Source organism: Pseudoalteromonas sp. L1, assembly GCF_021728095.1.
In the GTDB taxonomy this organism is placed as follows: domain Bacteria; phylum Pseudomonadota; class Gammaproteobacteria; order Enterobacterales; family Alteromonadaceae; genus Pseudoalteromonas.
This window is the reverse complement of record NZ_JAKKCT010000003.1, coordinates 408,405-433,869: the sequence shown is the minus strand read 5'-3', so window position 1 is coordinate 433,869 and position 25,465 is coordinate 408,405. Positions and strand designations below refer to the sequence as shown.

Here is a 25,465-nt window from a genome sequence, read left to right as displayed (position 1 = left end):
CTTTCACGTGTATTACGCAATGTTATATAAACGAGTAAATAAGAAAGGGAAACTCATGGCAGAGTCATTTAAATATTCAGGTCAAAAAGGGCATGGTGGCGAGCTTCACCAAACTGCGAACAATCAACACCCTACCATGACAACAGCACAAGGTTGTCCTGTTAGCGATAATCAAAACTCCTTAACCGCAGGCAAACGTGGTCCAACATTAATGGAAGATCACGTCTTCCGTGAAAAGATGTTTCATTTTGATCATGAACGTATTCCAGAGCGAGTTGTGCACGCAAGAGGCTATGGTGCACATGGTTACTTTGAAACATACGATACACTTGAAGATCTTACGTGTGCGGATATTTTTCAACGCAAGGGAGAAAAAACACCTGTTTTCACACGTTTTTCGACTGTAGCAGGTAATAAGGGCTCACCCGATTTAGCACGAGATGTGCGTGGGTTTGCAGTAAAATTTTACACCAAAGAAGGTAATTGGGATTTAGTTGGCAATAATATCCCTGTTTTTTTCATTCAAGACGCAATGAAATTCCCAGATTTAATCCACAGTGCCAAAGCCGAGCCTGATCGTGGTTTTCCGCAAGCACAAACGGCGCATGATAACTTTTGGGATTTTGTGAGTTTATCGCCTGAGTCTATGCACATGGTCATGTGGGCAATGTCAGACAGAGCGATTCCACGCTCATTACGTTTTATGGAAGGCTTTGGTGTGCATACATTTAAGTTTGTTAATGCGAAAGGTGAACAGAAGTACGTTAAATTTCACTGGAAACCAAAAGCAGGAATGCAGTCTGTGGTGTGGAATGAAGCATTAAAACTTAATGGTGCAGATCCTGATTTTCACCGTCGTGATATGTGGGAATCAATTCAAAATGGCGACTTTCCAGAATGGGAGCTAGGTGTACAAGTATTTGACCAAGCTTTTGCAGATGAATTTGAATTTGATGTTTTTGATGCTACAAAACTCATACCTGAAGAACAGGTGCCAGTAAAAATTATTGGTCGCATGGTGCTCGATAGAGTTGTCGATAACTTTTTTGCAGAGACAGAGCAAGTTGCTTTTTGTACTCAAAACATAGTACCTGGCATTGATTTTACCCCTGATCCATTATTGCAGGGTCGTAACTTTTCCTATTTGGATACGCAAACAAAGCGTTTAGGCGGGCCAAACTTTACCCATATTCCTGTTAATGCACCTAAATGTCCAATGCATCATTTTCATCAAGATGGTCATATGGCGATGCATAATCCTAAAGGGCGAGTAAATTACGAACCCAACTCTTGGCAAGGTGATGAAAACAACCCTCGCGCATGCCCTGCACATGGTTTCAAAAGTACAGATGAAGACACACAAGGTGGCAAGCTGAGATACCGCTCAGACACCTTTAGCGATTATTACAGCCAAGCAAGGCAGTTTTATTTAAGTCAAACTCAAGTAGAACAATCACATATTCAAGATGCGCTGGTTTTTGAGCTTTCAAAAGTTGAGCATTTAGCGATAAGGGAGCGTGTCGTGTCTCATTTACTTAATATTGATAGCGAATTAGCTAAATTAGTGGCCTCTGGCTTGGGCTTACAAACAATGCCAGAACCTGCCGAAGCAGCACTCGAAACACGCCAAGACCTTCCAGTGTCTGATGCTCTAAGTATTCAAAAAAGTGCGTTAAATACATTCAAAGGGCGTAAGCTGGGTATTCTTGTGAGTGATGGCTTTGATGCTCAGTTATTTGATTCATTGCGTTGTGCGCTTAAAGAGCAAGGTGCAAATTTTGAAGTTATTGCCGCTCAAGTTGGTGGTGCGAAAAGCTCGACTGGTGAGCATCTAAGTGCCGATCAAGTTATTAATGGTGGTCCTTCGGTTTTGTATGATGCGGTGGCGCTACTGACAACAAAAGAAGGGGCTGAAAAACTGAGTCAAATTCCTGAGGCAAAAGACTTTGTTTCAGATGCGTTTTCGCATAACAAATTTATTGGTTATACCAAGGATTCAGTTGAGCTGCTAAAAACGGTTGGACTTACTGAAAACCAAGATGATGGCGTCATTGATTTAGGCACCTGTCAGATAGATGAGTTTTTAAATACATTAAAAAACCTTCGCTATTGGAAACGATAAAAACACACCTCAAGGCGAGCTTAGCTCGCCTTGAAAGACTGTATTACTTAAGGTAGTGAGGAAATGTAATGAAACTGATTTATGTTGATGATAATTTGCCTGGAATTACTCGAAAACGGCATTCAAAGTGTTGGCTTTACTACGACCCTACCGGCAAACGAATTACAGCAAAAAAGGAAATTAAGCGTTTAAATGCGCTGTCATTCCCTCCTGCTTACAAAGATGTTTGGCTTTGTCCTGAAGAAAATGGGCATATTTTAGCGACAGGGTATGATACAAAAGGCAGAAAACAATACCTTTATCATCCAGATTTTAGAGAGCAGCAGGAACTAAAAAAGTTTGAGGCCTGTGAGCTTTTTGGCACCAAACTTCCTTTATTGCGAGCTAAATTATCTGAATACTTACAAGGTAATGAGCTGGATTATCAACGGACATTAGCTGCGGTTGTTCGATTAATGGACTTAGGTTCATTACGTGTAGGCTCAAAACGAAACGCGAAAGAAAATAACAGTTTTGGTGCAACAACGTTACGTAATCGCCACGCTAAATTAACGGGTAAAAATATTCGCTTAGAATATAAAGCTAAATCTGGCAAAGTGAGAGAGGTTAATCTTACAGATCGTGTTTTAAGCAGCATTATTAAAGAGTTGCAAGATTTACCAGGGCAAAATCTCTTTCAATATAAAGAGGGGGGTGAATGTATTCCCGTGACCTCCCGTGAGGTTAATCAGTTTATTCAGCAAGTGATGGGAGAGGAGTTTAGCGCTAAACACTTTAGAACATGGCGCGCCAGTGTTCTAGCATTCGAAGCTTTTTATAATGCTAAGAAAAAGCTCCCCTTGTGCGACATGCTAGAAACGGTATCGAGCCATTTGGGTAACACGCCAACGATAGCCCGTAATTCTTATGTTCATCCTGCGCTGATTGATTTGTGCAAAGAAAGTGAAGCCACACAGGTACGTACAAGACAACAACTTAAGTTACCTCGTAAAACAAAATACTTGAGCCGGTATGAACGTGGCTTACTACTTTTTTTAGCACAGTAACAGCTGCGTTGTTTTAAATGGTGAACAGTGCAATACAGCTATAGATACCAAAGCTTGAAGTAAAACCCAATAACTCATAATGCGTCGTCATAAAGATAATAAGCATCGTGTCAATACGATGGTTTAGGTATGGCTGCGCTAGTTTAGTTAACTCCTCCAAATTAGCGGTAAAGTTACTTTATCAATAAGGAGGTTAATTATTTAGAGTAAATTAAACGATATAAGTATAAATAGTTTTAAACCTGCTATTGACCTAGATTCCCTAGTAAAGGAGAATCGCGCGCTTAAATTTGTTCAATTAAGCAACTTAATTTTGAACACTTCTCAACAAGAGGGAATTTCTTTTTTGCTCTTGATATGAGTACGGGAACATAACAATAATTTTATACTGTTTAGGATAGGGAAATGACCAAGCTACCATATCTTGCGTTGCTGTTTTGCTCGCAATCACTTTTAGCCACAGAAAATACTACGTATTATAACCAATATGGTGATGCGACACTTTTGAGTTCGCAACAGATTAACTATGAAAAAACTTATTTTACTAGCCGCGATAAAAACAATTCACAACCAAATTTAGATAGAACTTCTGGGCTAAACTTATCTAATGCCCTTGCAGATGAAAGCTTAGAATTAACATCTATATACCGTCGTTACTCTTTGGGTAACTCAACAGGTCTTAAAGGTCTTTATTCTGTTGATTTGTACGGTAACGGTAATAAGCAAATTATTTCAGTGCAACGAAACAATATTAATATTATTGAGTATAAAGATAATCAATATTCAGTTGTTGAAGATTTCGATTATCAGGATTACATCATTGATAGTGCATTGGTAAGAAGCATTGCTGATGATACATATTATTTAATTCTTGTGATGAGGAATCAGATAGTAAAAATTAACTTACTAACAATGAAAACGGAAAGTACGAAGGAAGTATTTTCTAGCCAATCAGTGTTGGCGAGAGATATTAATAATGACGGTCAGGACGAGCTTATTGCTGTTGCCAATAGCCAGATTCTAATACTAGACCAATCAGACCTTTCGGTTATTTCAGAGCTTGAGTATAACGGTAACAAGTTTGTTGTTGGCTCGTTTACAGAACAAAATGTTCACGAATTAATGCTTGAAGATGGCCAGTTGTATCGTATCTCTGAAAATACAATAGATTATATAAAAACATTAAATACTCAACTAACAGGTATCCATTTACAGAGTGTTGATACAAACCAAGATGGCTTAGATGAAGTTATCAATGGAAATAGTTGGTATTCGATTGAACTAATTAGTCCAAACACAGACAGTATCATGTGGACAGCTAATAGCGATTTAGACATTTCAAGAATTATAGTTGCAGATGTTAATAATGATGGTGTCCAAGACCTAGTATATGGCGATGGTCAATGGGGACAAATTCATGCTTTATCTTTAAGTACTGGTCAGGAGTTTTGGCAGATCAATAATCCTGAACACAGTGTTTCAAGTATTTTGGTGGACGATTTTAATCTTGATGGTAAAACAGATATCGCGTGGGGGGCTGGTTATACGTCTTCAGGTCATGATGGGTTCCACATTCATACTGTTGAAGATAAGTCTAAGCAATGGTCTCAAAAGATCTTTACCTATTCGCAGTCTTTATTAGGACTTGCAGATATTGACGGTAAAGGTGGGATTGATGTTATTTTTTCTGAAAATGGCACAAATAAACTTCAAGTTATTGATATAGAAACAAAAGAGCAATTACTAACCAATATCGATTTAACCGATGGCTGGAATGACTACCAGTATATGGTTACAGCTGATTTATTCAATGATGGTAAAAACTATTTAATCGTCGCTGGCTCAGAAACTTACACAGGAAACATACAAGTATTTTCACCAGATAATGGAAATTTACTGTACACAGTTCCTTTTAAAAGTGGTGACCAAATTTCAACGATTGAAGCCTATGACATTAACCAAGATGGTTTCTTAGAGCTAATTGTTGGTAACGGCGCATCTCACAGCGGAAGCGAAGGCTCATATATACGAGTTTTTAACGGACAAACGGGTGAACTAATTAAGCGTTCACCTCGTTTACAGGATTTTGGGAGTGGGGTATCTGGCATAGTCGTAGGCATAGATACCCAAGTAAATAACAAAGAGCTATTTGCTTTAATCGGTAACCAATTAGTTAAATATAACTACGTTGATAATAGTATAACTAATTACTCATTAGGTAGCAGTTTTAAGGCGCTAGAGGGGATTGTTATTAATGGTGAGAAGTCGCTTTATGCAGCAAATGAATACGGCCTTTTATTCTCTTTGACAGAATCAGGAGAAATGTCAGAAGTTGCGAAACTATGTGACAATTCATTAAACAATGTTGTTTCTACACGTGCAGGCTTCATTCAATTCAGTTGTGAAGATAAGTTTGGAGAATATGACTTAAATAATAATGAACTGGTATATGAAGTAGCGCGTGCAAACCAGCAAAGTTCTATCGTTAGTGCAACTTATAAAGGTGTGGACTATTTATTACTTTCTGGAAAGTCTATAGAAGTGTTCTCGAATGAAGCAGCAACGACGTTAGTTAAACCTGATGATAGTCAAGCTACATCACACGTATTGATGCCTGTAGAGGTTAATCTTTCGTTAGCTGATATTGATTTCGTAGTATTCGAAAGTAGCCCAAGTCTAGGACAATTAACGTTTACTGACCGTCAAACAGGACAGTTTACTTATACACCAAACGGTGATGTAGGCGTAGATGAGTTAGCTTTTTATACAGTAAAAGGTCGTTCACGTTCTGAGCTAGCAACGTTTACTGTTTACTTAACTAACCAAGCTCCAATGGTTGAAAATTCGACGATTAAAACTCACTGGAATACACCGTTGGTACTTAACTTGCCAGCCTCAGATGCAGATAGTGAGCAACTTATTTTCACTGTGAAGAATGCGCCTCAGCATGGGCAGGTCGAGTTGCTTGATCAAAACTCAGGTGAAATAAGATATACCCCGAGTGGTGAATCTTTGCAGCCAGTTTCTATTACTTTTACTGCCAAAGATACGCTTGAAGAGACTGCGCTTGCGAATGTTGTTATTGAATTAACGAATACATCACCAATCGCCACAAATCTAAGTTATGAAACGTATTACTCAACAGTTGTTAATGGTCGCTTAATTGGTACAGATGCTGACGCAGATAGGTTGGAATTTGAGGTCATATCGAATCCTAGTTCTGGCGAGCTTAGCTTTGATAAAGATACAGGTCTATTTGTGTACAAGCCAGTCGGTGAGTCTTCTCACTCAGTTAACTTTAGTTATCTAGTAACAGATAAGTTTGCCACATCAGAAACTAAAACAGTGACGATTAACGTTGTTGGTAAAGGAAATAGTTCAGATTCAGGCTCCGGTGGTAGTATGTATTATTTAATACCTTTGTTAGTGCTCTCTATTTTACGAAGAAGAAAATACCAAATGTAAGTGGTTTACTTTAGTATTCTGTAATTACGCTTTAGATATGTGCTGTGTCGACTGGATTGGTACAGCGCATTTTTTAGAGTGCATAAAGCCTGACTCAACCCTTAGTATTCAACTTACATTTATCCTCACTGTCTGCTAAAAATGATGTTATATTTGTGTTTTTGACTAAAAGTAATAAAATAATACAAATTAAAATTAACGATCAGGTTTAAACATGACATTACAAACAAACAGCCCGTTAGTCGAACAGCGTGCCGACCCGTTTGTGCATAAGCACAGCGATGGTTCTTATTATTTTACAGGTTCTGTACCAACGTATGATCGCATTGAACTTCGTAAATCTGCGACATTAGAAGGCTTGAAAGACGCTGAGACCTTTGATATTTGGTTTAAGCATGACAATGGCCCAATGAGTCGCCATATTTGGGCACCTGAGATTCATTATCTGGATGGTAAGTGGTATATCTATTTTGCAGCCAGCCAAGAAGACGATATTTGGGCATTACGCCCGTATGTGCTTGAGTGTCAAGGTCAAGATCCGCTAAATGATGAATGGGTTGAGCTTGGTATGATGCAAGCGGCTGAGGGTGATGAAAAGTCGTTTACAGACTTCTCACTGGATGCGACTGTTTTTGAGAACAATGGCAAACGTTATTTCTGTTGGGCAGAGAAAACCGGCGGCCAATTTGCTGCATCAAACCTGTATTTAGCTGAGATGGAATCACCAATTAAGTTAAAAACAGCACAGTTTATGCTGACTACACCTGATTACGATTGGGAGCGTGTGGACTTTTGGGTAAACGAAGGCCCTGCAGTGCTTAAGAATAACGGCAAAATTTTTATCACTTTTTCTGCAAGCGCAACAGGTGCATGTTACTGCATGGGCTATATGGAAGCCGATGAAAACAGCGATTTACTTGATCGAAATTCGTGGACTAAAACACGCATGCCAATACTTAAAACAAGCGTTGAAAAGAAAATTTTCGGGCCTGGTCATAACTGTTTTACGGTTGCTGAAGATGGCGAAACACCATTATGTATTTATCATGCCCGTGACTATGAGCATGCAGTCGGTGAGGCAAGTGTGGTGCCAAAAACGGATACACGTCCGCTTGAGGAAATTGTAAAAGATCCGCTTTACGATCCAAACCGACATGCCCGTGTGATGGAAGTAAAATACGACGAAAATGGTCGACCATTATTCGAATTGTATTAATTAATGTTAGCTTCAATTCAAGCCACCTCTAGGTGGCTTTTTTATTTCTGCCCCCCAGCCTGTTTTCTTAAAGTTAAATTTATTTACATAAAATAAACAAAATACTTTATTTTGGGAACGAATGGTTTAGACTTTACCTCTTAAGTATTTTTATATTACAAATTTAAGGGGGATAGTTTTGAAAACAATAAACGTCATTAAACAAATTGGCTTGGCTAGTCTACTTCTGAGCTGTTTGACATCTTTACCACTACAAGCGGAAGATTGTACTGCAATGCCAGAACCAGGTCAGTTGTATTCCGTTATTAACCGTGGGTCTGGCTTAGCGTTAGATATCAATACAAGTGATACAAGTGCAGCACCTAATGTCATCACTTATGACTATTGGGGGGGGAACAATCAAAAGTTTCAGTTCATTAAAGAAAGCGATGGATATTGGGTTATCCGATCTAAGTACAATAATAAGGTATTGGATGTACTTAACTCATCTCAATCAAATGGCGCTAATGTTATTGTTTATGATGATTGGCAAGGAGCCAATCAACGTTGGCAGCTTAAAGCATCGTCATCAGGTGGGTTTAATATTATTAATAAGTTAACCAATAAATCACTGACTGTGGCAGGCTCAAACAATGTGGCTAATGTGTATCAAAATGATGACGCAGGAATAAGCTCTCAAAGATGGTTTATAAACCCTGTTGATACAACATGTGACAGTGACGGAGGCAGTCAGCCAACGCCAAGTGATTTAGTTGGGTTTGCTGCACAACCAGGTCAAGATGGCCTAACGACAACAACCGGTGGCGGTAATGCAACACCTGTTAGGGTTACAAGTTGCAGTGCTTTAAGTGACGCTTTAAGCTCGCCTTCTGCCAAGGTGATCCACATACCCGATAATACGACGATTAACTGTCACACTAACAATAGAACAGTGCAAGCATGTCCTTTAGATTGCGGCCAATGGAATGATTACGGTAAAACATGGTATCGAGTGCCTGTAGGGAATCAAAGCTGTAGTGAGCTGGGCAGCTCTTCCAATTCACCCGTTAATGTAACGCGCAATGACCGTCGTATTATTGTTCAGTCTAATAAAACGTTACAAGGTTTGGGTAAGAACTCAAAAATTGTTGGTGCTAGCTTAGCCATCAGCAAGCAACGTAATATTATTATTAAAAATGTCATGCTGGAAAATATTAACCCTGCACTCGTCGAAGCGGGCGATGGAATTTCAATTGATGATAGTAGCCATGTTTGGGTTGATCATATGGCGTTTAATAAGATCAGTGATGGTTATATTGATGTTGATAATAGTCAGAATATTACCCTAAGTTGGAATCGTTTTTATGGGTATAACACTCAAGTTTGCGCTAATCAGCATTGGTACACGCATTTATTCAGAAACTCACAAGTCACAGCTCATCACAATTTTTGGGATACTGCGGCAGGGCGAAACCCTAAAATAGATGGTTACAACTCACGAGTTCATATGTTTAATAATTACTGGAAAAACATTACCTATTTTGCAATTAGTGCCAGTGATGGTGCAGAAGTACTTGTTGAGAATAACTATTTTGAAAACTCAGCGAAGCCACATTGGAATCAAGGTTCGGGTTACTTCAGTGCATCAGGAAACATTTACACAGGGCGCTCAGCAACAGATCAATACCGTGATAATGGTGCAACAGTGTTTAGTGATGTTCAGCTTTACCCGTATAGATTAGATAATGCAAATACTTTGGGGAGCCAAGTAGATGGAGGAACGGGCCCGCAATAGGCCGTAGGTTTTATTGCTCAGCGAATGCATTAAACACTCGCTGAGCTAATTAACTAGAGTGCTACAAGGCTGTGTTCGAGCATCGCTTTGATTTGTTTAACGATTTTTGCTTCTGTCTCTGGCTCAAATTGCGCAATACGAGGGGTATGAATATGCCCTGTTGGAATATCTGAGTTAAGTTCATCACGAAGGCGAATACTACGGTACGAAATTTCGTTTGATAAGTAGCCACCGCCACCACCTTTGACTGCGATGGCACCTTCAAGTTCTTTGAGTGATTTTGGCTCAAAAGCCTTTTCAAGTGTAACGACCTTGTGGTTATCGTTAATTGGGAAGGGGCCTTTCGCTTTTTGCATTTGCTCTACGGGTAGGCTAAATGTCACAAACTCATTACCTGGTAAGGGGCGGTTATGCAAGCTTGATATTTTTGGATTAGTCTCTGTTCCACCATAAACAATATTGGCGTTGTCGGGTGCTGTTACGCTGCGACGTTTACCTGGGAAGCGTTCTAAGTCAAAGTCTTTACTACCCATACTGATAGTGGCAATCATATCTACATTGTTCAGTGCATAGTACGGCGCAAGTAATGATTCAATAATACCTTGATCAAAGTCTTCATAGCGCACAGGCACCATCACTGTGTTGATCTCAGCAGTAATACCCTGATAGCTAATTACTTGTCCGTCGAGTAATAATGCGGCAACGCCAGATGGATTACTTTGGTTGATATTTCTATCAAGTAAAAAAGGATCAAAGCCGGTAATTAATATACGTTTGTCGGTTTTTTTACTGAAATCAAGATCGGTACGACCACGGCTGCCATTTTCTAGCATGGTTAACAGCGCAGCTTGCTCGCTGTCAGTTATTGCAAACTGTGGCTTGTTGGTACGAATAACTTTACTTGAAAGTAAGCGTGCCCAATAAAGTTCACGGTCGTCGTAGCTGTTGGTTTTTTTGATCTGTGCTTTTGCATCACGCCATAATTGTTTTGAGTAGTCATCAATAAGATCACTTGCTTGCTGGTAGCTTGTGGTTGCTTGCCAAGCATTTTTAAAATGACTTATGTCATCACTGAAAGCGTTTAAGACCTTTGGCATTGCCTCTGTCGCTTTTTCAATACGCAGTTCTTCAACAGTTAAATTGGCTGCAAATGCCGTAAATGACGAGGCGATGAAGCTGGTGGCAAGTAAAACTTTTTTCATGATTATCCTATTGTGTAACAGCAAGTTTTTAGGCTTTTGTTAACTATCCTATGGATAAAAGCTGATCGCAAATAAAATCGCCCGTTGGCAAGTAAGTTCATGCTATTTAAGTGAGTTTGATAATTGGTATAGAACTTTTATTTGATGAATTTAATATACCGATCTCAACGCATAATGAGTTTGGTTTTTTTAGTATGCGTATTATTCAATAGTTTGCGGTATCTTGCCGGTGTAATATGCATTATCGCTTTGAACTCTTTAATAAAATGCGGCTGATCAGTAAAGCCACACTGTTGAGCAATATCTGCAAAGCTCATCGTCGGGTTATCTTTTATTGTTTGTTTGGCCATTTTTACGCGGTAAATTCGTTCAAAATATTTAGGTGTAACGCCGCACTGGTTTTTTATTTGCCGTTCGAGCTGCCTCTTACTTAACGGAGCCAGTTGATAGGCGGTTTGCAGTGGTGTCAACTCAATCAGTTTACTAATTAATTGCTTTGCATATGTGTGACCAATGCTAGGTTGGTAGTTAAAATGCGTGCTTATGAGCGCCTCAAAAGCCTGCAGATTGGCGTTTTTTTGAAGACCTTTGGCAATAGCCATTAATGATTGCTCACAAATAAGTGGGTGATTGTGCTGTTTGAACTCAGCTAAAACAGTTGGGTTAAAGCGAATACCACAAAATTGTGCATTTTCTGAAAATGTGATCTTTGCTGCGTGGGTAGACGTTTCTTGAAATGCATAAGGTGGAGAAAGCGCTTTATCATCAAGTAAAAGCGCCCCTGCAAGAGGAAAAATAACCCCAGTCGCACCATCGCAAGCAAGCCATTGCTCACCGTGTGAATGCGCCGTCGCATACCAGATAGCTTGAATATAATTAGCTATATCACCCTCAGGTGTTTTTAGTTCTAAAGTTAAATGGTTACTCATTAAACTCAACGTCAGGTTTAAACATTTTCACAATGCGATTCCAGCTGTTGATTGCGTTAATAGCAATCGTCAGTGCAACTAACCCCTGTTCAGAAAATGTATCACTAAGAGATTGATAGAAAGTATCATCAATAGGTTGGGCAAGTGTCAACTTTTCACATAATTTTAAAGCCAGACATTCTTGTTTTGTATAAATTGGCATGTCTTGCCATGCACTTAAACCAATAATACGGTTGGTCGTTTCACCGTATTCTCTTGCTTGTTTGGTATGCATTGCAATGCAAAAAGCACATTGATTTATTTGTGATGCTCTTAGTTTGATCAGTTCCCATATTGTTAGGCCAAAACTTGTTTCAACCGCTTTTTTAATTAATTGCTCTTGCTCAACAAGGTGTTTGGTTAATGCAGGTTGAAGGTTGTAATAGTCACCACGTTTCATCGTAAATTAGCCTTTTAAAATTAAATGAGTATTCAGTTTAGACTGATTGCAAAGTCGAGGATTGCAAAAAAACGACGTTTATATGGGGAAATTCGGTTTACCTAGTTCGCACCAAAATTTCAATCCTGTTATGCTAGGCCGATTAGCAATCACTGAGTATTTAAGATGATTAACGATAACGATGTAATCGAAACTTTAGACGAATTAGAAACGTTTTTACGCCTTGTTGAAAATGGTGGCTTAGGGCTAGAAAATGTTGCGGGTGTTGCGCTTGCTACAAATAACAGTGATGGTCGTCCATTTGTCGCTGTGCTGGATGATAATCATCAGCTTTTATTGGGACGTTATGTGAGCAATGACGTTTATGAAAATGGTAAAGATATGGTGAGATACGGCACTAAAAAACCGCATTAAGTACTATTTTGTACCTAAAAAATTTTATTTTAGGACAGCGATATAATAGTATGTTCTTAATAAACACTGAATCAATATAAAAAAGGGAAGTCTATGAAATTTTTAAGTGTTATTTTATTAGCCGTTTTAATGAGTGGCTGTGCAAGTTCAAGCGACGAGCAAGCAAGCAATGATGGCTTAATTTGTAAAAGGGAAAAACCAACAGGCAGTAACATACCAACACGTGTATGCCGTACTCCTGAGCAAATTGCTGCGATGGAAAAGGAAAGTAAACAAGGTATTCGTGATATCCAGCGAAACAGTACAAATACAGTAAGAATAAATTAGTACAAGTACTAAACGCTTCTATAGTACAAAAAATGGCCGCACTCATTAAAAGTGCGGCCATTTTGTTTATATCTTTGCGCGTATACCTACAGCGATACTGCGCCCTGGTTGTGGCGCTAGATAGCGTAGATAACTTTGGTGAGGGCGAATTTCTTGGTTTGTAAGATTATTGATATTTATAAAAAATTCATTCTCAAAACCAAAAAGTGAACGACTATAACTAAAATTAGCGCCTAAGCTATAGTAACTTGGTGATGCGTGTTCAAACTTTGCAAGTTGTTGTTGCGCTTTGTTGTGTTGGTAATCAACTGACGCCTTAAAACTTTCAAATTGCCAATGCACTGCTGCCCCATAGCTGTCGGCTGGCGTGCGAGGAATACTGTCTCCTTCCAGTCGACGACGAAAGTACTCAGCCATTTGCGCTTCGTCTGGATTAAAAAAGGCCTCAGGTGTGAAGGGGTTATAGCTTCCATCAAATTGATAGACTGGGGTGTTTTTTGTTTCATCTACATAAGCGCTAAAGCTAAAATCGCCCATGTTTTGCGTATTGAGTGTGTAATTAAGCTCAACCTCAAAGCCTTTATTGAGTGTATCCGCTTGACGCCACTCTTTGACATAAACACCTCCTCTGTTGACTCCTGTGCTGCCAAGATAAATATAGTCATCGTAGTTATTTTCGTACCAATTGGCGGTAATACTTAGGTTTTTAAATTGCAAACCTGTGCCAAACTCTTCTGCTTTATTGCTCTCTTTTTTGAGATTTGAGTTGCCTTGCTCTTCAATTAAAAGTGCGTAGTGAGGATTGCTTGCATAAAGCTCATTCATGCCAGGTGCACGCTCAGCGTGAGTGAGGCTTGCAGCAATATACCAAAATGAGGTGATGTCCCAATTTAAAGAAACCGAGTGGTTGAATAGGTCATATTTATTATTTTGAACCAGTGCTCCAAGGCCTCGGCCTGGTTGATAGTGACTATTAATAGTGGGTGTGTACTTTACTTCTTCGTAGCGTGCGCCAAGTTGAAGTGAAAGAGGTCCAAACGCTGCGTTTTGCATCATATAGGCAGCTTCGCGTTTGGCTTTAATATCTGGCAAATAGTTATTGTTACCACTGCCTTGCTTTTCACTTTGGTCTATAAACAGGCCAAATGTACCGGTGAATTGCTCACTGAATTGATAGTTTAATGTTGGGCTAATTTGCCAGTTTTTCAAAATGAATTTATTTACTCTACGGTGATCAAGGTTTTCGTCATCTGATTGTTTTGAGTAGGCTGCTTTTACATTAAACTGGTTCAAGTATGAATTAGCTGAAAATTGTTTTTGGTAAAGCGCATCAATTCGATATTGCGATGAGTAAATCCGAATATTTCCTGACTGGTTACTCTGTTGTGTGTCATGTGAGTGTTCTCGTTCGCGTATCGGGTGAATAAACCCAGGTATTGCACGGTTGGCGGCATTATAATTTACAGATAAACCGAAAAGCTGCTCATCTTCAAAACGTTGACTCCCCCCAAACGTTAAATTGGTTTGGTAATAACTTGAATTGACCACTTTGTTTGCGGAGTTGGCAAGCTGGTGAGTAATAATTTGCTCATCAATGGGTGTCACATCAACAAATTTGGTGCCGTCATGTTCCCAAGTGGGTCTTGCGAGAGAAACCTGACATTGGCTCGTCAGTTGGCTATTTAAAACTAGTTTCCCCCAGTTGGAGCAATCAGCAGCCTTTGCCGTATTAGGAATTTTATAGTCACTGTGTTCTCGGTAGAGCAGGTTTACGTTATACGCAAAGTCATTTTGCTGACCACCTAGCGTACTAAGTAAAGAGGTTGCAGCATTATAACCCGTTTGAATTTCTACTTTGTCTTCTTTTTCGGCTTCTTGTTGTAAAGGTATGCGACCATCATTAACATCAACAATACCCGCCATAGCTTCACCGCCAAAAGGAATTGTTGCACGTGCCCCTTTTAGAACAGTAATAGACTCAGCAAAAAAGGGTTCTATGGGAATGAGTTGATCATCGCTGATCGCTGACATATCACGAATTGGCATACCATTGTTTGTGATTAACACGCGTTGCCCACCTTGCCCCCTAATTTGCGGTCGACCCGCAGAAGAGCCAAAAAAACTGCTACTTACACTTGGAGTTTGCGATAGAGTATCACCTAAGGTCGATGCTTTTTGTTGCGCTAATAGCTCGCCAGATAGAACCGATTTGCCCACAACAATTTGACTCACGGGAGAGTAGTCTTTTACATAGCTATTTACTTCAATGTGTTCAATGTCTTGTGCATACAGCGGGGTCGATAATCCTATGCAGAGGATAGGGGATTTGAGTCTCATTATTTACTATTTGATATGTTATAGTATACCAATTTTGCTTTATATCTGAATGAGGTTCAAATGATAGATTCACTATTTAATCTAGCTTTACTTAAAAATGTTTTACTTTAGGACAGGTTAGCGTGCTCCACTAATTAGGGAGCACGGTAGATTTTTAAAGCATTACTGAGGGAGTTGTTGGTGGATGTTATCAACCAGTTCATTTGGAATACATAATTGATTTGCTAACGCTTCTAAATAATGTTTAGAGATACTCTGATTTAAGTCAATGGCACTAGCGCTTGCAACGTACACTTCAATGCCCATTTGAGCGTTGGGTACAGCATTAACAAGTTCTGATAATTGCATGGGTTTTCTTAGTTCATCGAACAACATCGCTTTTTCTTGTGCACTCAGTTCTAGGGTATCGACTTGTGCAAAAATCTTTTGTCTCTCTGTGTCATCAATATGCCCATCTGCATAGGCGGCAGCGATCATTGCTCGCATTAATAAGAGTTGCCCGTCGGTGTGGTTATCATCAATGACTTCATTAAATGAATGCTCTGGCATTGCTGCTGGAGTAAAGTCAAAAGTGCGCGAGGAGGTGGGTTTAGCTGCTGTTGGTTTTTGCTCTGAATATTGTTTATATGCTTTCCAAGCTAGGCCACCAATGGCAGCAAGCGCGCCATATTTTATAGCCTTTTTACCTGTTTTCTTGCTTTTTCCTCCCATCATGCTTGTAAGTCCACTACCAGCCACACCACCTAGCAAGCCACTCAGCGCACCAGATTTGTTTAAGTTACCTACCAGTTTTTGCAAGTCTTTCATTGTTGTCTCCTTATCATCTACTGCTCAGAGTAGAGTTTTTAGAAACAAAATTAAATATGTTTAATGTTACAAAGCATGATAGCTCGTATTTTTTTGACTTCTTAAGTTAATAAAAAACAATGTTAAACATTCTTTATTTTATGATAATCATAAAATATAGTTTGACAGTCATAAACTGGTTGTGTAGTTTTTGAACTATGAAAATACGTATTAATTTAGATGTTGAATTAGCAAAGAACAAAATGCAGCTCAAAGAGTTGTCGCAACGTATTGGTATTTCTATGACCAACCTCTCTTTGCTCAAAAACTCAAAAGTGAAGGCTATTCGCTTTAGTACACTTGCGGCCATTTGTGAGGCATTAAATTGCCAACCAGGCGATATTTTAGAGTACCAAAAGGATAGCGACGAAGATGATAAAGAAAGCAGAATTTAGGAGCGCAAATGCTTAATCGTGATTTTTTACTACCAGGAATAGCGGCGGGGGTGTTAGCTGTTATATTTCCTATGTATTGGATTTCAATTTTTGGCAACACACTAGAAGGATTAGGTGAAGTACTGAAGCTTGATCTACAAAGCTTGAGCTTCTCTGATGCTGTATTTGTGCTACTAGGTGCGTTAGAAATATATGTGTATCTAAGCTTACGTAAAGCACTTAAAGATATGTTTGATGTCGAAATTGTACGTATTATGTTATGTATATTGGCTGTATTGGTTTTATCGTTTCATGCAACAGTTTTGTGTGATGTTTTCCTTGCTGTGAGTAGTGAAACTGTTTCGGCTGCTACTGCTGAAACGGTGGCAGGTATCGCCATGATAGTATCCGCTGGCAGTCTTGGGTTGTATGCCTTAGTTGGGTTAATAACCGCAGCTTTATTATTAACAAAACGTCATGGTACGCCCGCTTTATTGACGGTTTTTTCAGTACTTTTATTGATTATGTGTATTTTCCAACTTACCGTGATATTTGCATATATGAACCTAGTTTTATTCCCTGTTGCGTTAATTGTTTTAATGATCTTCTTTATAAAAAAACCAGAGTTAGTCGAGGTTGTGTAACAATTAATAAGGTTATGCTACTGGAACATACCAGTAGCATAGGCATTTTTAGCTGAGCGAGAATGTTCCTTGCATTATTGCGTAGTGGCCAGGGTATGAGCAGAAAAATGCATAGCTTTCACCTTCTTTTAATAGGCTTGTTTTAAATGTGACACTTGTTTGATCACCTCCACCGATGATTTTGGTTGCAGCGAGAACACGCTCATCACCCGGTTTAAGGTAGTTTTTATCAAGCCCTGCACTCATACCGTCACTGGCAATATCAGGAATATTAGCTTGTTTCGATAACACCCAATTATGACCCATCGCATTGGCAGGAAGTGTTCCTGTGTGCTTTAACGTTACAGTGACCTCTTCACAGCTTTTTGGGGCTGATAATGATTTAGTTGAAAATTGCATCATATCATTTGACTCAATTGTTAATTCACACTCGTTGGCATTTGCTGATGCAGCCAATACGAATAAAAGTGAGCCTATGGTTAGTTGTGTGATCTTCATGGATTTCTCCTTGGGTTTATAGTTCGCATTAGAAAGGTTAAACAGTACTTCTTGCTTCTTTAGTAAGCTGAACAAGTGCAACACGTACTGCTTGTGGGCTATCACATTCCTCACTAAAAGGAATGTAGTAGTTTCTCTTGTGGCTTCTGATATAACAGCCTTGTGGTAATAAGCCATTCATGACAGGTGCATGGGCATCTACCTTGTAATGGTGTTTTAAGATCAATCCCATAGCGTCTTGATGATCTTCGTTCATATGATTGATCATCTGTTGTTCTTGGGTGTTATCCCACACTTTTTTCGCTGATTGCCATTCGTCTTTTTCTATCCAGAAAATTTTGCCAAATCCACCAATATAGCGAATACGCACAGGCTCAAGTTGCCACAAATTAAAGTCATGGGCACTACGGTATGTATCAGCTTCAGGGTAAAGGGCAATGTATTTATTCAGCAATTCATCAGCGAATGTTTGAGGTACTTTAGAGCCGTCACCCACAATTGTTACTCGGCCATGTTCGTTTTGATCCCCTGTATCGGCAGCATCAAAAACGGTGAGGCTCATGCGCTTGTCGTGAGTTAGGTTTTTGGTGTGTTGTGCAATATCGCTAATAAAAAAATAAAGCTTGCCTTGCTCATCGCACATATAAGGCGTGACAGAACCAAATGGATAACCACGTAAATTATATGAAAGGGTCGACATAACACCGCTATTTTTTTTATATACCAATTGTTTGGCATGATGGACTGCTTGTGTTCTCATAAAAACTCCTGACGTTGAGAATAGATCATAGGGGCGTCATGCAATGGATGAGGCTTAACATGCAATGGCATGGCATAAATATGATTTAAATTTTGTTCTGTAAGGACATCGGGTGTAGCACCGGATGCTAAAGTCTGTTTTTGATGCAACATGATAATGTCGCTGGTATACAGGCCGGCTAAGTTTAGGTCATGAATCGCGATGATAGCTGCATTTCCCATGTCTACGAAGTGCTTTACGCAACTCAGCAGAGTATGTTGATGGCGCATATCAAGGGCAGATGTTGGCTCATCAAGAAGCATCAGCTTAGGTTCGCTATTATCACTAAAAGCATCAAGTTGCGCTAAACAACGGGCCATACTGACCCGTTGTAATTCTCCACCCGATAGCGCAGTTGTGCGACGCTCCTTCAAATGACTAAGTTCCATAAAGTCGATATATTGAGCTACTTTTTTGGCACTTTGTTTAGCTGACTCTTTGTATGAATAACGACCCATTGCAACCAGTTCTTGTACTGTAAAAGCAAAACCCAATTGCTGAGACTGCATGACAACAGCGCGTTTATGTGCCAATTCTATTTGACTGTAGTGCGCTAAAGGTTGATTGTGTAATGTCACATCTCCTTGATAGGGGATAGTTCCTGCGAGAGTATGTATAAGAGTTGACTTACCGGCGCCGTTTTCGCCTATCAAACCAACACATTGACCTACCTTTACCTCGCCGGTGATATTTTGCAAGATGCGTGTTTTGCCGTAGCTGACATTAAGATTTCTAAAACTAAGCACCTAGGCCTCCGTGTTTACTTTTAAGGATGAGGTAGATAAATAAAGGTGCACCAAGCAGGGCTGTGATAATACCAATGGGCAGCTCCGCTGGCATAACGAGCGTACGTGCAAGCCAATCAGAGAGCAGTAAAACAATAATCCCGAGCAGCATAGATAAGGGCATCATTATTCGTAAATGCGGGCCCACCATGAGTCTTGCAATATGAGGTACGACTAAACCTACAAAGCCAATTAAACCAGTTAGAGCAACACTTGCGCCAACACCAAGGGCAACTAAGATAATGATTTGGAATTTAAGCGTGTGCGTATTGATCCCCAAATACTGTGCTTGCGATTCGCCAAGTAATAAACAATTCATGGGTTCTTTTAAGTACCAAAGACCGATAGCACTCATCAATAATAAAGGCATTGCTTGGCTTAGATTGGCCCAGTTTGCACCACCTAACGAGCCCATAGTCCAATAGTTGATTAGTCTTAAAGCGCTATCGTCGGCATAAAAACTCAATAAACCAATGAGTGCAAAGGCTAAAGCATTAATTGCAACGCCAACTAAAATCAATGTTGTTACATTTACTTGGCCTGCTTGTTTAGCAACTAAGTAAACAAATAGGGTGACAACGAATGCGCCAATAAATGCCGCATAGGGTAAGTATTTATTAGCTTGAAAATCAAATTGAGTTCCTAACGTAATAAATGCAACAGCAACAACTGCTGCTCCTGAGGTAATGCCGATAATTGACGGATCAGCAAGGGGGTTACGGCACAGTGCTTGTGTTGCAGTGCCTGTTTGCGCTAAGACTAAACCTATCATTACAGCAAGCATGAAACGTGGCAGGCGTATTTGTGTTACCACGTTAATTTGTAGTGCATCAAACTGGGTAAAGTACTCAGGTGCAAGCCATGCGATTGCTAATTGCCAATCCCAGCCAGCAGGGCCAAAGCCTATGCTTACTAGAGATAAAACAGCAATACATAACACGCATGCAATAATCCACTTATTAGGAAAAAGCCGAGCAGTCATCTGCAAGGGTATCGAAGCGAATGTACTCATAGGTTATTTTTATAATTGCTAACTTGATTAATGGCCTGTGCAATGCGTGGTGTTAAACCTAATGATAATAAGCTGTCCATCACTAACAACTGACAACTTTGCGCTGCTTTTAATAGCGTTAAACTCGGTTGTTTACAAAATGCTTCTTTGCCACCAAGTGAATAGACTACATGTGCAGGAGCAACAATAAAATCAGGCTGATTAATTGCGAGAATTTCGCTGTTCAATGGTTTAAAGCCGCGATGTGTTTTAGCCAAGTTTTTAATGCCTGCATAATCAAAGAGCATGTTTGGTACTGTATCAGTACCAGCAGCGACTAACCCACGGTCATTCGCAGATAAAAGAAAAAGCGCTTTGAGCTCAGTTTTTACCACTTTTTTAGGTAAGGTTTGTTGAATTTTTTGGTTTAAAGCTTGGGCTTTTTTGCTAGCGTTTAGGTGATTACCTAATGTAGTAATCAAGTGTTGAAGGTCATCCACGGTGTCTGGTTTTTTGTATACGCGTAAATTAACACCTGTTGATGCAATTTGCTCTAAAACTTCAGGGCGGCCTGTGCCTTCCAATGCAAATACAGCAGTAGGTTTAAGTGAAAGGACGCCTTCAGCGGCTAGATCCCTGTAATAACCGACTTGGGGTAGTTCAGTTGCTGCTTCAGGGTACACACTCGATTGGTCAACTCCGACTAAGCTTTGTTGTTTTTCTAGTGCATAAATAATCTCAGTTAACGTGCCACCTGCGCTGACAATACGTTGCTCGGCAAACACAGTTTGAGAAAGTAGTAATAACACGACACTTAGGTATTTCATACGCGAACTCCAATTTTGTTTGTTTCATTATATACATTCATTCGCAAATGAAAATAATTATCATAACTAATTGGGTTTTGTATTTTTACTTTTAAAAATGATTAGGAAGATTACGCTTTGCTCTTATGGCTAATTTATTGTGTTGCGCCCAGAAATTTATTTGAAAAACCAGTGTATTTAGCGTGATAGTTACTGGTACTATTTTGTCACGTGGGTAAAAAAGAGTGGGGCATATGTTAAGATTTTTTTCAATCAACCAAGGCGTAATAACACAAATAGAACCTGCCCCCGACACGCCATTGGCCACATCCATTAAAAATGCCCATTGGATTGATACGATTGACCCAACAGACGAAGAGCGTCGCGCCCTTGCTAGTACCTTAAACATTACTTTGCCTGCGGCTGATGATGTTGAAGAAATCGAAGCATCGTCGCGTTGCTTTATTGATCATGAAGGGCTTCATGTACATGCTCTGTTTATGTCGCCAAATGAAGGACGTTTTAATACGGTGACAGTTGCGTGTTTATTACAAGATAATTGTTTATTGACGATTCGTGATGATGAATTAGCTGATTTTCGTTTATTAAGACTTCGTGCTCGTAAAGGGCAAGTGGCATGTGATAACCCTAAACAATTACTGGTGACTTTATTCGATCAAAAGGTCGAAAATCATGCGGATATGCTTGAAGACATGCATCATCAATTAGAAAACCTCAGTGCCTATGTACTTGAAGAAGATGATTCAGACTTAGAACAAGCAGTAAGTCGAATTGCACGGCTTGAGGACAACAACGGTAAAGTACGTTTATGTTTAATGGATACCCGTCGCAACATTTCGTTTTTACTGCGTTACCTTGGCGCACCCACAGAAGATCGTGAATCACTTCGCGAGATTGTACTTGATATCGATACCCTGATGTCTCACTGTACTTTTTTGTTTGATAAAGTAAATTTCTTGATGGATTCAACCCAGGGTTTTATTAATATTGAGCAAAACCAAATCATTAAAACTTTCTCGATTGCGTCGGTGGTTTTTTTACCTCCCACAGTTGTTGCGAGCATTTATGGTATGAATTTTAATAGCATGCCAGAGCTTGAGTGGGCTTGGGGCTACCCGTTTGCTATTGCCATTATGCTACTGTCCGGCTTCGCGCCTTATTTATTTTTTAAACATAAAGGTTGGCTGTAAGGGCATAAAAAAGCCCAGCGCTAGCTGGGCAAGGGGTCTTCGGATAGAAGTGTTAACCTTTTAATTCGCCTGTAGATGATTCGATATGGGCACGAACAAACCATTGGAACTGTTCAAGCTCTGCAAGTTGACCTGTGATCATATCTTCAGAAACAGGGTCTAATTCAGCAAGTTGCTCAAGCGCCTTGCGGTGATCTTTATTAACGCCGTTATAAACTTTATCAAGAGCAGTTAAGTGATCAGACACTAGCCCTTTGCCTAGCGAGTAATCTTTCCACTCGCGGCGATCAACAATTGACTGTGGTGTGCCAACCGGAACACCGCCCATAGTTGCAATGCGCTCGGCAATAGTGTCGGTCATTTCTTGAACGGCACTCACTTGTGGATCAAGCATTTCATGCACGCCGATAAAATTTGGACCGACAACATTCCAGTGGATATGCTTAAGAGTAAGGTGTAAATCGATTAAAGCGACCATGCGCTTGTCTAAAATAGCAATTGTATCGGCTGCTGATTCGTTATTAACGCCTGGGGCCGTGAATTCAGCGACTTTTGATGATGTATTACTCATTACTCCTCCGAGATTCTCTAAAATTGTATTTCCATAAAGCTTTTAAGTTACTTAGTCGTTACTTAAAAAGCGAAGTTATTAGAGTAGAAGCAATCGTTATGCCGATATCTTAAATGATTTTAAGTCTTTGTTTTTAAATGGTTTGTTTTTGTTTTTGTTTTCAGGGCGCCCAACATGATACTGAATGAACATGAAAAGTCTGCACACTCTATGTAAAAAATTCAGTGTGCAGAAGCGAGGAACAGAAATCGCTAAGAGAACAAGGCCGCTGCTAAACGAACAAAGTCAGAAGAGGTTAAAATGCCAACTAAGTTATTATCATCATCGACAACGGGCATACAGCCGTGACGGTTTTCAACAAAAAACTTTGCTACTTCGTGTAGTGGTTGATTAGGTGAAATACTTGTGAAATCAGTGGCCATAATATCTTGCACTTTAGTTTGCTTTTCTTTGCGTTCAAGTGCACTGGCACTGAAGTTAGCCATAATACTCATGACTTGAGCGATCATGATCTTTTGTGTCAGCATGCCAACTAAACCACCATGCTCATTAATGACAGGAATGTGCCGAATGTTTTTTTCTTTCATTAAGTTATGAGCATCATGCAATGAGTTTTCTGCGGTGATCGCCAGCGGATCGGGCGTCATCAGGTCTGAAACAAGGTGTGTCATGGTAAAGTCCTAGTAATTTAATCACGTTGGTATCAGTGTAGTCTGAATATGATTGAGTGCACTTCACCTAGATCAAAGTTTATGATTAATTACTTAAATTTTTTAATGATAAGGAATTGAAATTAAACTGTGCAGATGATTAAAGTATGGTTTCAATTCGGTTACGGCCATTGTTTTTAGCCGAATAGAGGGCTTTATCTGCTCGGTTAATTAAGTCGTCAAATGTATCTGCTTGTTGCCAATGAGTTAGGCCAAAACTGGCTGTGAGTGAAATGATTTGTTCCTTATATTCAATTTGACTTGATTCGATAATTTGGCGGAGCTCTTCAAGCTTTTGGTAGGCTTGATCTGAGGATTTTTCAATACTGAGAATGAGAAATTCCTCGCCCCCTAAGCGGCAGCAAAGATCTTCTTGGTGTAGATGGTGTTGCAAAAGTTCGGCAAATACTTCTAGTACTAAGTCTCCTGCTTCATGCCCGTAGTTATCATTTATGCTTTTAAAAAAGTCGATGTCTAAAGCGCTTGCATAAAGAAAAGCCGCATGCTGATTAGTCAATAACTGCCGTTTTTCCAAAATATACTGAAGACCTCGACGATTGTATAAATTGGTTAGAGGATCCTTGAGTGATAGTTCAGCGTAGCGTCGTTTTTCATCGATTAGCAGAGTAGTGATAAGCCCAAACCCTGTCATGACAAACACTGTGGCATGAGCAATCACTGTTAATGAGTAAAGTGTCAGTAGGTTATGTGAATGAGTGATAATAGTTAACTGAGTAATAGGCACTAAAAGTAAAATACATTGCGCTGCCAAAAGTACTGTATTGCCTATATTGCTTTTGTGTAGTGCCCGGGTAAAAGTAAAGTAAATAAGGGCAGGTAACACAGTTAGCGTAAAGCATGCCTCAACTAAAGCAAGTTGGTTAATATCGTTTGTAAATAATACGAAAACTGAAAAAATAGCGCCGTGGCCAATCATTAACCTATTAAAGCGGCACTTTTCATCGTGGTTATAAATCGAGAGCTGAAGTAGTACCATTGATAGGATATAAATAATAACACTGGGCCGAAAATCACTGGGAAGTCCGAAAATATTTTGTATCCATAGCCAAGCAAAGCCAACAACGCCTAGATAGAAAAAGAAGTTAAAGAAGACAATTGACTTACTTTTAAAACGGCTAATCATGAGCCGAGTAGCAATGACCGAACAGGTTATTACAGTGATCAGCAAAAAAACAAAGAAGCCGTGATAAAAATAACTTTCAAGGTTAATAGCCATAACTCACATAGAAAAACGAGCAATAGTTAAAAGCTTAGCATAGAAAGATTTTTACACTAAAATCTACTCTGTTGTGGCGCTAGCCTTTTGTGCTGCGACAAGTTCAAAATAAGCTAAACAATACAGAAACGATTAATAGCCCTGCCATAATATAATTAAATACTTTTAAGCGTATCGGGTTCCCAAGATAGTGCTGAAGTTTTTGTCCGAGCAAAGTCCAAGAGCATACGCATGGTAAGTTAACAACGCCAAAAACGATACTAACAATAAAAACAGAGAGTAGATTTTTATCAGGTGCGTAAAGACCAATAGCACTTAGTGCCATTGCCCATGCTTTTGGATTAACCCATTGAAATAATGCAGCTTGGGTAAAAGTAAAAGGATCACTGTTGTGGTTAGAGGCTTGTTGCCCATTGCTGGTGGCAATCTTAAACGCAAGATAGAACAGGTAAGCAACACAAAATACTTTGAGAATGAGGTAGCTTGATGGAAATAAGTCAAACACTTGCATAACACCTAGTCCAACAAGTATTAGCATTAACATGAATCCAAGTGTTACGCCAAGTAAGTGTGGCATTGTTCTACGAAAACCAAAATTCGCGCCAGAGCTCATTAACATCAAATTATTAGGACCTGGTGTAATTGATGAAACTAAGGCAAATAGCGCCAGTGCAGTAAGGATCTCAAAAGTCATTATCACTTCTCCATATTTTTAGAAATGC

24 protein-coding genes are annotated in these 25,465 nt (G+C 39.5%); 10 read left to right on the top strand and 14 right to left on the bottom strand.

Going from position 1 to position 25,465, the window contains the following annotated elements; translation table 11 throughout:
* Positions 1-55 precede the first annotated feature (55 nt).
* From L3V38_RS12050 to L3V38_RS12030, 5 genes are all read left to right on the top strand, one after another.
* On the top strand, positions 56-2,122 hold the full coding sequence (locus L3V38_RS12050) for a catalase (RefSeq protein ID WP_237119557.1): 2,067 nt from the start codon (positions 56-58) through the stop codon (positions 2,120-2,122).
* Positions 2,123-2,190: 68 nt separating this feature from the next.
* Positions 2,191-3,168 carry a DNA topoisomerase IB gene (locus L3V38_RS12045; RefSeq protein ID WP_237119556.1) on the top strand — a complete coding sequence of 326 codons (978 nt, stop codon included), beginning with the start codon at positions 2,191-2,193 and terminating at the stop codon, positions 3,166-3,168.
* 405 nt (positions 3,169-3,573) lie between these two features.
* Positions 3,574-6,633 carry an Ig-like domain-containing protein gene (locus tag L3V38_RS12040; RefSeq protein ID WP_237119555.1) on the top strand — a complete coding sequence of 1,020 codons (3,060 nt, stop codon included), beginning with the start codon at positions 3,574-3,576 and terminating at the stop codon, positions 6,631-6,633.
* 214 nt (positions 6,634-6,847) lie between these two features.
* Positions 6,848-7,849: a family 43 glycosylhydrolase gene (locus tag L3V38_RS12035; RefSeq protein ID WP_237119554.1), complete on the top strand. Its 1,002-nt coding sequence runs from the start codon at positions 6,848-6,850 to the stop codon at positions 7,847-7,849.
* Positions 7,850-8,027: 178 nt separating this feature from the next.
* Positions 8,028-9,623, top strand: coding sequence for an RICIN domain-containing protein (locus L3V38_RS12030; protein ID WP_237119553.1), 1,596 nt, complete (start codon positions 8,028-8,030; stop codon positions 9,621-9,623).
* A 53-nt stretch (positions 9,624-9,676) separates the two neighbouring features.
* Here L3V38_RS12030 and L3V38_RS12025 read toward each other — a convergent pair whose 3' ends face one another.
* The 3 genes from L3V38_RS12025 to L3V38_RS12015 all read right to left on the bottom strand — a co-directional run bounded on the left by L3V38_RS12025 (position 9,677) and on the right by L3V38_RS12015 (position 12,193).
* The gene (locus L3V38_RS12025; RefSeq protein ID WP_237119552.1) at positions 9,677-10,825 is read right to left on the bottom strand and encodes a hypothetical protein; all 1,149 of its coding nucleotides are present in this window, start codon (positions 10,823-10,825) and stop codon (positions 9,677-9,679) included.
* Positions 10,826-10,989: 164 nt separating this feature from the next.
* Positions 10,990-11,754, bottom strand: a complete 765-nt coding sequence (locus L3V38_RS12020) for a helix-turn-helix domain-containing protein (protein WP_130151138.1) — start codon at positions 11,752-11,754, stop codon at positions 10,990-10,992.
* Positions 11,747-12,193: a carboxymuconolactone decarboxylase family protein gene (locus L3V38_RS12015; protein ID WP_237119551.1), complete on the bottom strand. Its 447-nt coding sequence runs from the start codon at positions 12,191-12,193 to the stop codon at positions 11,747-11,749. Before L3V38_RS12015 ends, L3V38_RS12020 begins: the two co-directional genes overlap by 8 nt.
* 165 nt (positions 12,194-12,358) lie before the next feature.
* Between L3V38_RS12015 and L3V38_RS12010 the strand changes: the two genes are divergently transcribed.
* Positions 12,359-12,607 carry a hypothetical protein gene (locus tag L3V38_RS12010; RefSeq protein WP_130151139.1) on the top strand — a complete coding sequence of 83 codons (249 nt, stop codon included), beginning with the start codon at positions 12,359-12,361 and terminating at the stop codon, positions 12,605-12,607.
* A gap of 93 nt (positions 12,608-12,700) precedes the next feature.
* Positions 12,701-12,934, top strand: a complete 234-nt coding sequence (locus L3V38_RS12005; RefSeq protein WP_237119550.1) for a hypothetical protein — start codon at positions 12,701-12,703, stop codon at positions 12,932-12,934.
* Between the two features lie 66 nt (positions 12,935-13,000).
* Here L3V38_RS12005 and L3V38_RS12000 read toward each other — a convergent pair whose 3' ends face one another.
* Together L3V38_RS12000 and L3V38_RS11995 are read right to left on the bottom strand one after the other, a co-directional pair.
* On the bottom strand, positions 13,001-15,271 hold the full coding sequence (locus L3V38_RS12000) for a TonB-dependent receptor (protein ID WP_237119549.1): 2,271 nt from the start codon (positions 15,269-15,271) through the stop codon (positions 13,001-13,003).
* A 162-nt stretch (positions 15,272-15,433) separates the two neighbouring features.
* A complete protein-coding gene (locus L3V38_RS11995) occupies positions 15,434-16,078 on the bottom strand; it encodes a tellurite resistance TerB family protein (protein WP_130151142.1) in 645 nt (214 codons plus the stop codon).
* 197 nt (positions 16,079-16,275) lie between these two features.
* On the opposite strand from L3V38_RS11995, the gene L3V38_RS11990 reads away from it, so the two are divergent.
* Both L3V38_RS11990 and L3V38_RS11985 read left to right on the top strand, forming a co-directional pair.
* Complete coding sequence (locus L3V38_RS11990; RefSeq protein WP_237119548.1) at positions 16,276-16,512, top strand: helix-turn-helix transcriptional regulator; 237 nt, start codon at positions 16,276-16,278, stop codon at positions 16,510-16,512.
* 8 nt (positions 16,513-16,520) lie between these two features.
* Positions 16,521-17,135, top strand: a complete 615-nt coding sequence (locus tag L3V38_RS11985) for a hypothetical protein (RefSeq protein WP_237119547.1) — start codon at positions 16,521-16,523, stop codon at positions 17,133-17,135.
* A 48-nt stretch (positions 17,136-17,183) separates the two neighbouring features.
* On the opposite strand, the gene azu is transcribed toward L3V38_RS11985, so the two are convergent.
* The 5 genes from azu to L3V38_RS11960 are packed head-to-tail and all read right to left on the bottom strand — an operon-like array spanning position 17,184 to position 21,035.
* Positions 17,184-17,633 (bottom strand): azurin, encoded by a 450-nt coding sequence (gene azu, locus L3V38_RS11980; RefSeq protein WP_237119546.1) that lies wholly within the window; start codon positions 17,631-17,633, stop codon positions 17,184-17,186.
* A gap of 37 nt (positions 17,634-17,670) precedes the next feature.
* A complete protein-coding gene (locus L3V38_RS11975; protein ID WP_237119545.1) occupies positions 17,671-18,393 on the bottom strand; it encodes a DUF2470 domain-containing protein in 723 nt (240 codons plus the stop codon).
* Positions 18,390-19,178 carry a heme ABC transporter ATP-binding protein gene (locus L3V38_RS11970; protein ID WP_237119544.1) on the bottom strand — a complete coding sequence of 263 codons (789 nt, stop codon included), beginning with the start codon at positions 19,176-19,178 and terminating at the stop codon, positions 18,390-18,392. The genes L3V38_RS11975 and L3V38_RS11970 overlap by 4 nt, the downstream gene beginning before the upstream one ends.
* Positions 19,171-20,199, bottom strand: coding sequence for an iron ABC transporter permease (locus tag L3V38_RS11965; protein ID WP_237119543.1), 1,029 nt, complete (start codon positions 20,197-20,199; stop codon positions 19,171-19,173). The genes L3V38_RS11970 and L3V38_RS11965 overlap by 8 nt, the downstream gene beginning before the upstream one ends.
* Before the next feature lie 26 nt (positions 20,200-20,225).
* A complete protein-coding gene (locus L3V38_RS11960) occupies positions 20,226-21,035 on the bottom strand; it encodes an ABC transporter substrate-binding protein (RefSeq protein ID WP_237119542.1) in 810 nt (269 codons plus the stop codon).
* Between the two features lie 233 nt (positions 21,036-21,268).
* Between L3V38_RS11960 and corA the strand changes: the two genes are divergently transcribed.
* Positions 21,269-22,225 (top strand): magnesium/cobalt transporter CorA, encoded by a 957-nt coding sequence (gene corA / locus L3V38_RS11955; RefSeq protein WP_130151150.1) that lies wholly within the window; start codon positions 21,269-21,271, stop codon positions 22,223-22,225.
* 52 nt (positions 22,226-22,277) lie between these two features.
* On the opposite strand, the gene dps is transcribed toward corA, so the two are convergent.
* From dps to L3V38_RS11935, 4 genes are all read right to left on the bottom strand, one after another.
* Positions 22,278-22,796 (bottom strand): DNA starvation/stationary phase protection protein Dps, encoded by a 519-nt coding sequence (dps, locus tag L3V38_RS11950; RefSeq protein WP_062570417.1) that lies wholly within the window; start codon positions 22,794-22,796, stop codon positions 22,278-22,280.
* A 251-nt stretch (positions 22,797-23,047) separates the two neighbouring features.
* Positions 23,048-23,467 carry a CBS domain-containing protein gene (locus tag L3V38_RS11945; RefSeq protein ID WP_237119541.1) on the bottom strand — a complete coding sequence of 140 codons (420 nt, stop codon included), beginning with the start codon at positions 23,465-23,467 and terminating at the stop codon, positions 23,048-23,050.
* 139 nt (positions 23,468-23,606) lie between these two features.
* Positions 23,607-24,743 (bottom strand): GGDEF domain-containing protein, encoded by a 1,137-nt coding sequence (locus L3V38_RS11940; RefSeq protein WP_237119540.1) that lies wholly within the window; start codon positions 24,741-24,743, stop codon positions 23,607-23,609.
* A gap of 103 nt (positions 24,744-24,846) precedes the next feature.
* Positions 24,847-25,437 carry a LysE family translocator gene (locus tag L3V38_RS11935; protein ID WP_237119539.1) on the bottom strand — a complete coding sequence of 197 codons (591 nt, stop codon included), beginning with the start codon at positions 25,435-25,437 and terminating at the stop codon, positions 24,847-24,849.
* Positions 25,438-25,465: the final 28 nt, after the last annotated feature.

What these genes read in the sequence shown, in the direction of transcription:
- L3V38_RS11960 (WP_237119542.1), bottom strand. Translation starts at nt 21,035, where the DNA reads ATGAAATACCTAAGTGTCGTGTTATTACTACTTTCTCAAACTGTGTTT.
- corA (WP_130151150.1), top strand. Translation starts at nt 21,269, where the DNA reads ATGTTAAGATTTTTTTCAATCAACCAAGGCGTAATAACACAAATAGAA.
- dps (WP_062570417.1), bottom strand. Translation starts at nt 22,796, where the DNA reads ATGAGTAATACATCATCAAAAGTCGCTGAATTCACGGCCCCAGGCGTT.
- L3V38_RS12045 (WP_237119556.1), top strand. Translation starts at nt 2,191, where the DNA reads ATGAAACTGATTTATGTTGATGATAATTTGCCTGGAATTACTCGAAAA.
- L3V38_RS11965 (WP_237119543.1), bottom strand. Translation starts at nt 20,199, where the DNA reads ATGACTGCTCGGCTTTTTCCTAATAAGTGGATTATTGCATGCGTGTTA.
- L3V38_RS12015 (WP_237119551.1), bottom strand. Translation starts at nt 12,193, where the DNA reads ATGAAACGTGGTGACTATTACAACCTTCAACCTGCATTAACCAAACAC.
- L3V38_RS12040 (WP_237119555.1), top strand. Translation starts at nt 3,574, where the DNA reads ATGACCAAGCTACCATATCTTGCGTTGCTGTTTTGCTCGCAATCACTT.
- L3V38_RS11935 (WP_237119539.1), bottom strand. Translation starts at nt 25,437, where the DNA reads ATGACTTTTGAGATCCTTACTGCACTGGCGCTATTTGCCTTAGTTTCA.
- L3V38_RS12035 (WP_237119554.1), top strand. Translation starts at nt 6,848, where the DNA reads ATGACATTACAAACAAACAGCCCGTTAGTCGAACAGCGTGCCGACCCG.
- L3V38_RS11995 (WP_130151142.1), bottom strand. Translation starts at nt 16,078, where the DNA reads ATGAAAGACTTGCAAAAACTGGTAGGTAACTTAAACAAATCTGGTGCG.
- L3V38_RS12010 (WP_130151139.1), top strand. Translation starts at nt 12,359, where the DNA reads ATGATTAACGATAACGATGTAATCGAAACTTTAGACGAATTAGAAACG.
- L3V38_RS11975 (WP_237119545.1), bottom strand. Translation starts at nt 18,393, where the DNA reads ATGAGAACACAAGCAGTCCATCATGCCAAACAATTGGTATATAAAAAA.
- L3V38_RS12020 (WP_130151138.1), bottom strand. Translation starts at nt 11,754, where the DNA reads ATGAGTAACCATTTAACTTTAGAACTAAAAACACCTGAGGGTGATATA.
- L3V38_RS11990 (WP_237119548.1), top strand. Translation starts at nt 16,276, where the DNA reads ATGAAAATACGTATTAATTTAGATGTTGAATTAGCAAAGAACAAAATG.
- L3V38_RS12050 (WP_237119557.1), top strand. Translation starts at nt 56, where the DNA reads ATGGCAGAGTCATTTAAATATTCAGGTCAAAAAGGGCATGGTGGCGAG.
- azu (WP_237119546.1), bottom strand. Translation starts at nt 17,633, where the DNA reads ATGAAGATCACACAACTAACCATAGGCTCACTTTTATTCGTATTGGCT.
- L3V38_RS12025 (WP_237119552.1), bottom strand. Translation starts at nt 10,825, where the DNA reads ATGAAAAAAGTTTTACTTGCCACCAGCTTCATCGCCTCGTCATTTACG.
- L3V38_RS12005 (WP_237119550.1), top strand. Translation starts at nt 12,701, where the DNA reads ATGAAATTTTTAAGTGTTATTTTATTAGCCGTTTTAATGAGTGGCTGT.
- L3V38_RS11985 (WP_237119547.1), top strand. Translation starts at nt 16,521, where the DNA reads ATGCTTAATCGTGATTTTTTACTACCAGGAATAGCGGCGGGGGTGTTA.
- L3V38_RS11940 (WP_237119540.1), bottom strand. Translation starts at nt 24,743, where the DNA reads ATGGCTATTAACCTTGAAAGTTATTTTTATCACGGCTTCTTTGTTTTT.
- L3V38_RS12000 (WP_237119549.1), bottom strand. Translation starts at nt 15,271, where the DNA reads ATGAGACTCAAATCCCCTATCCTCTGCATAGGATTATCGACCCCGCTG.
- L3V38_RS11945 (WP_237119541.1), bottom strand. Translation starts at nt 23,467, where the DNA reads ATGACACACCTTGTTTCAGACCTGATGACGCCCGATCCGCTGGCGATC.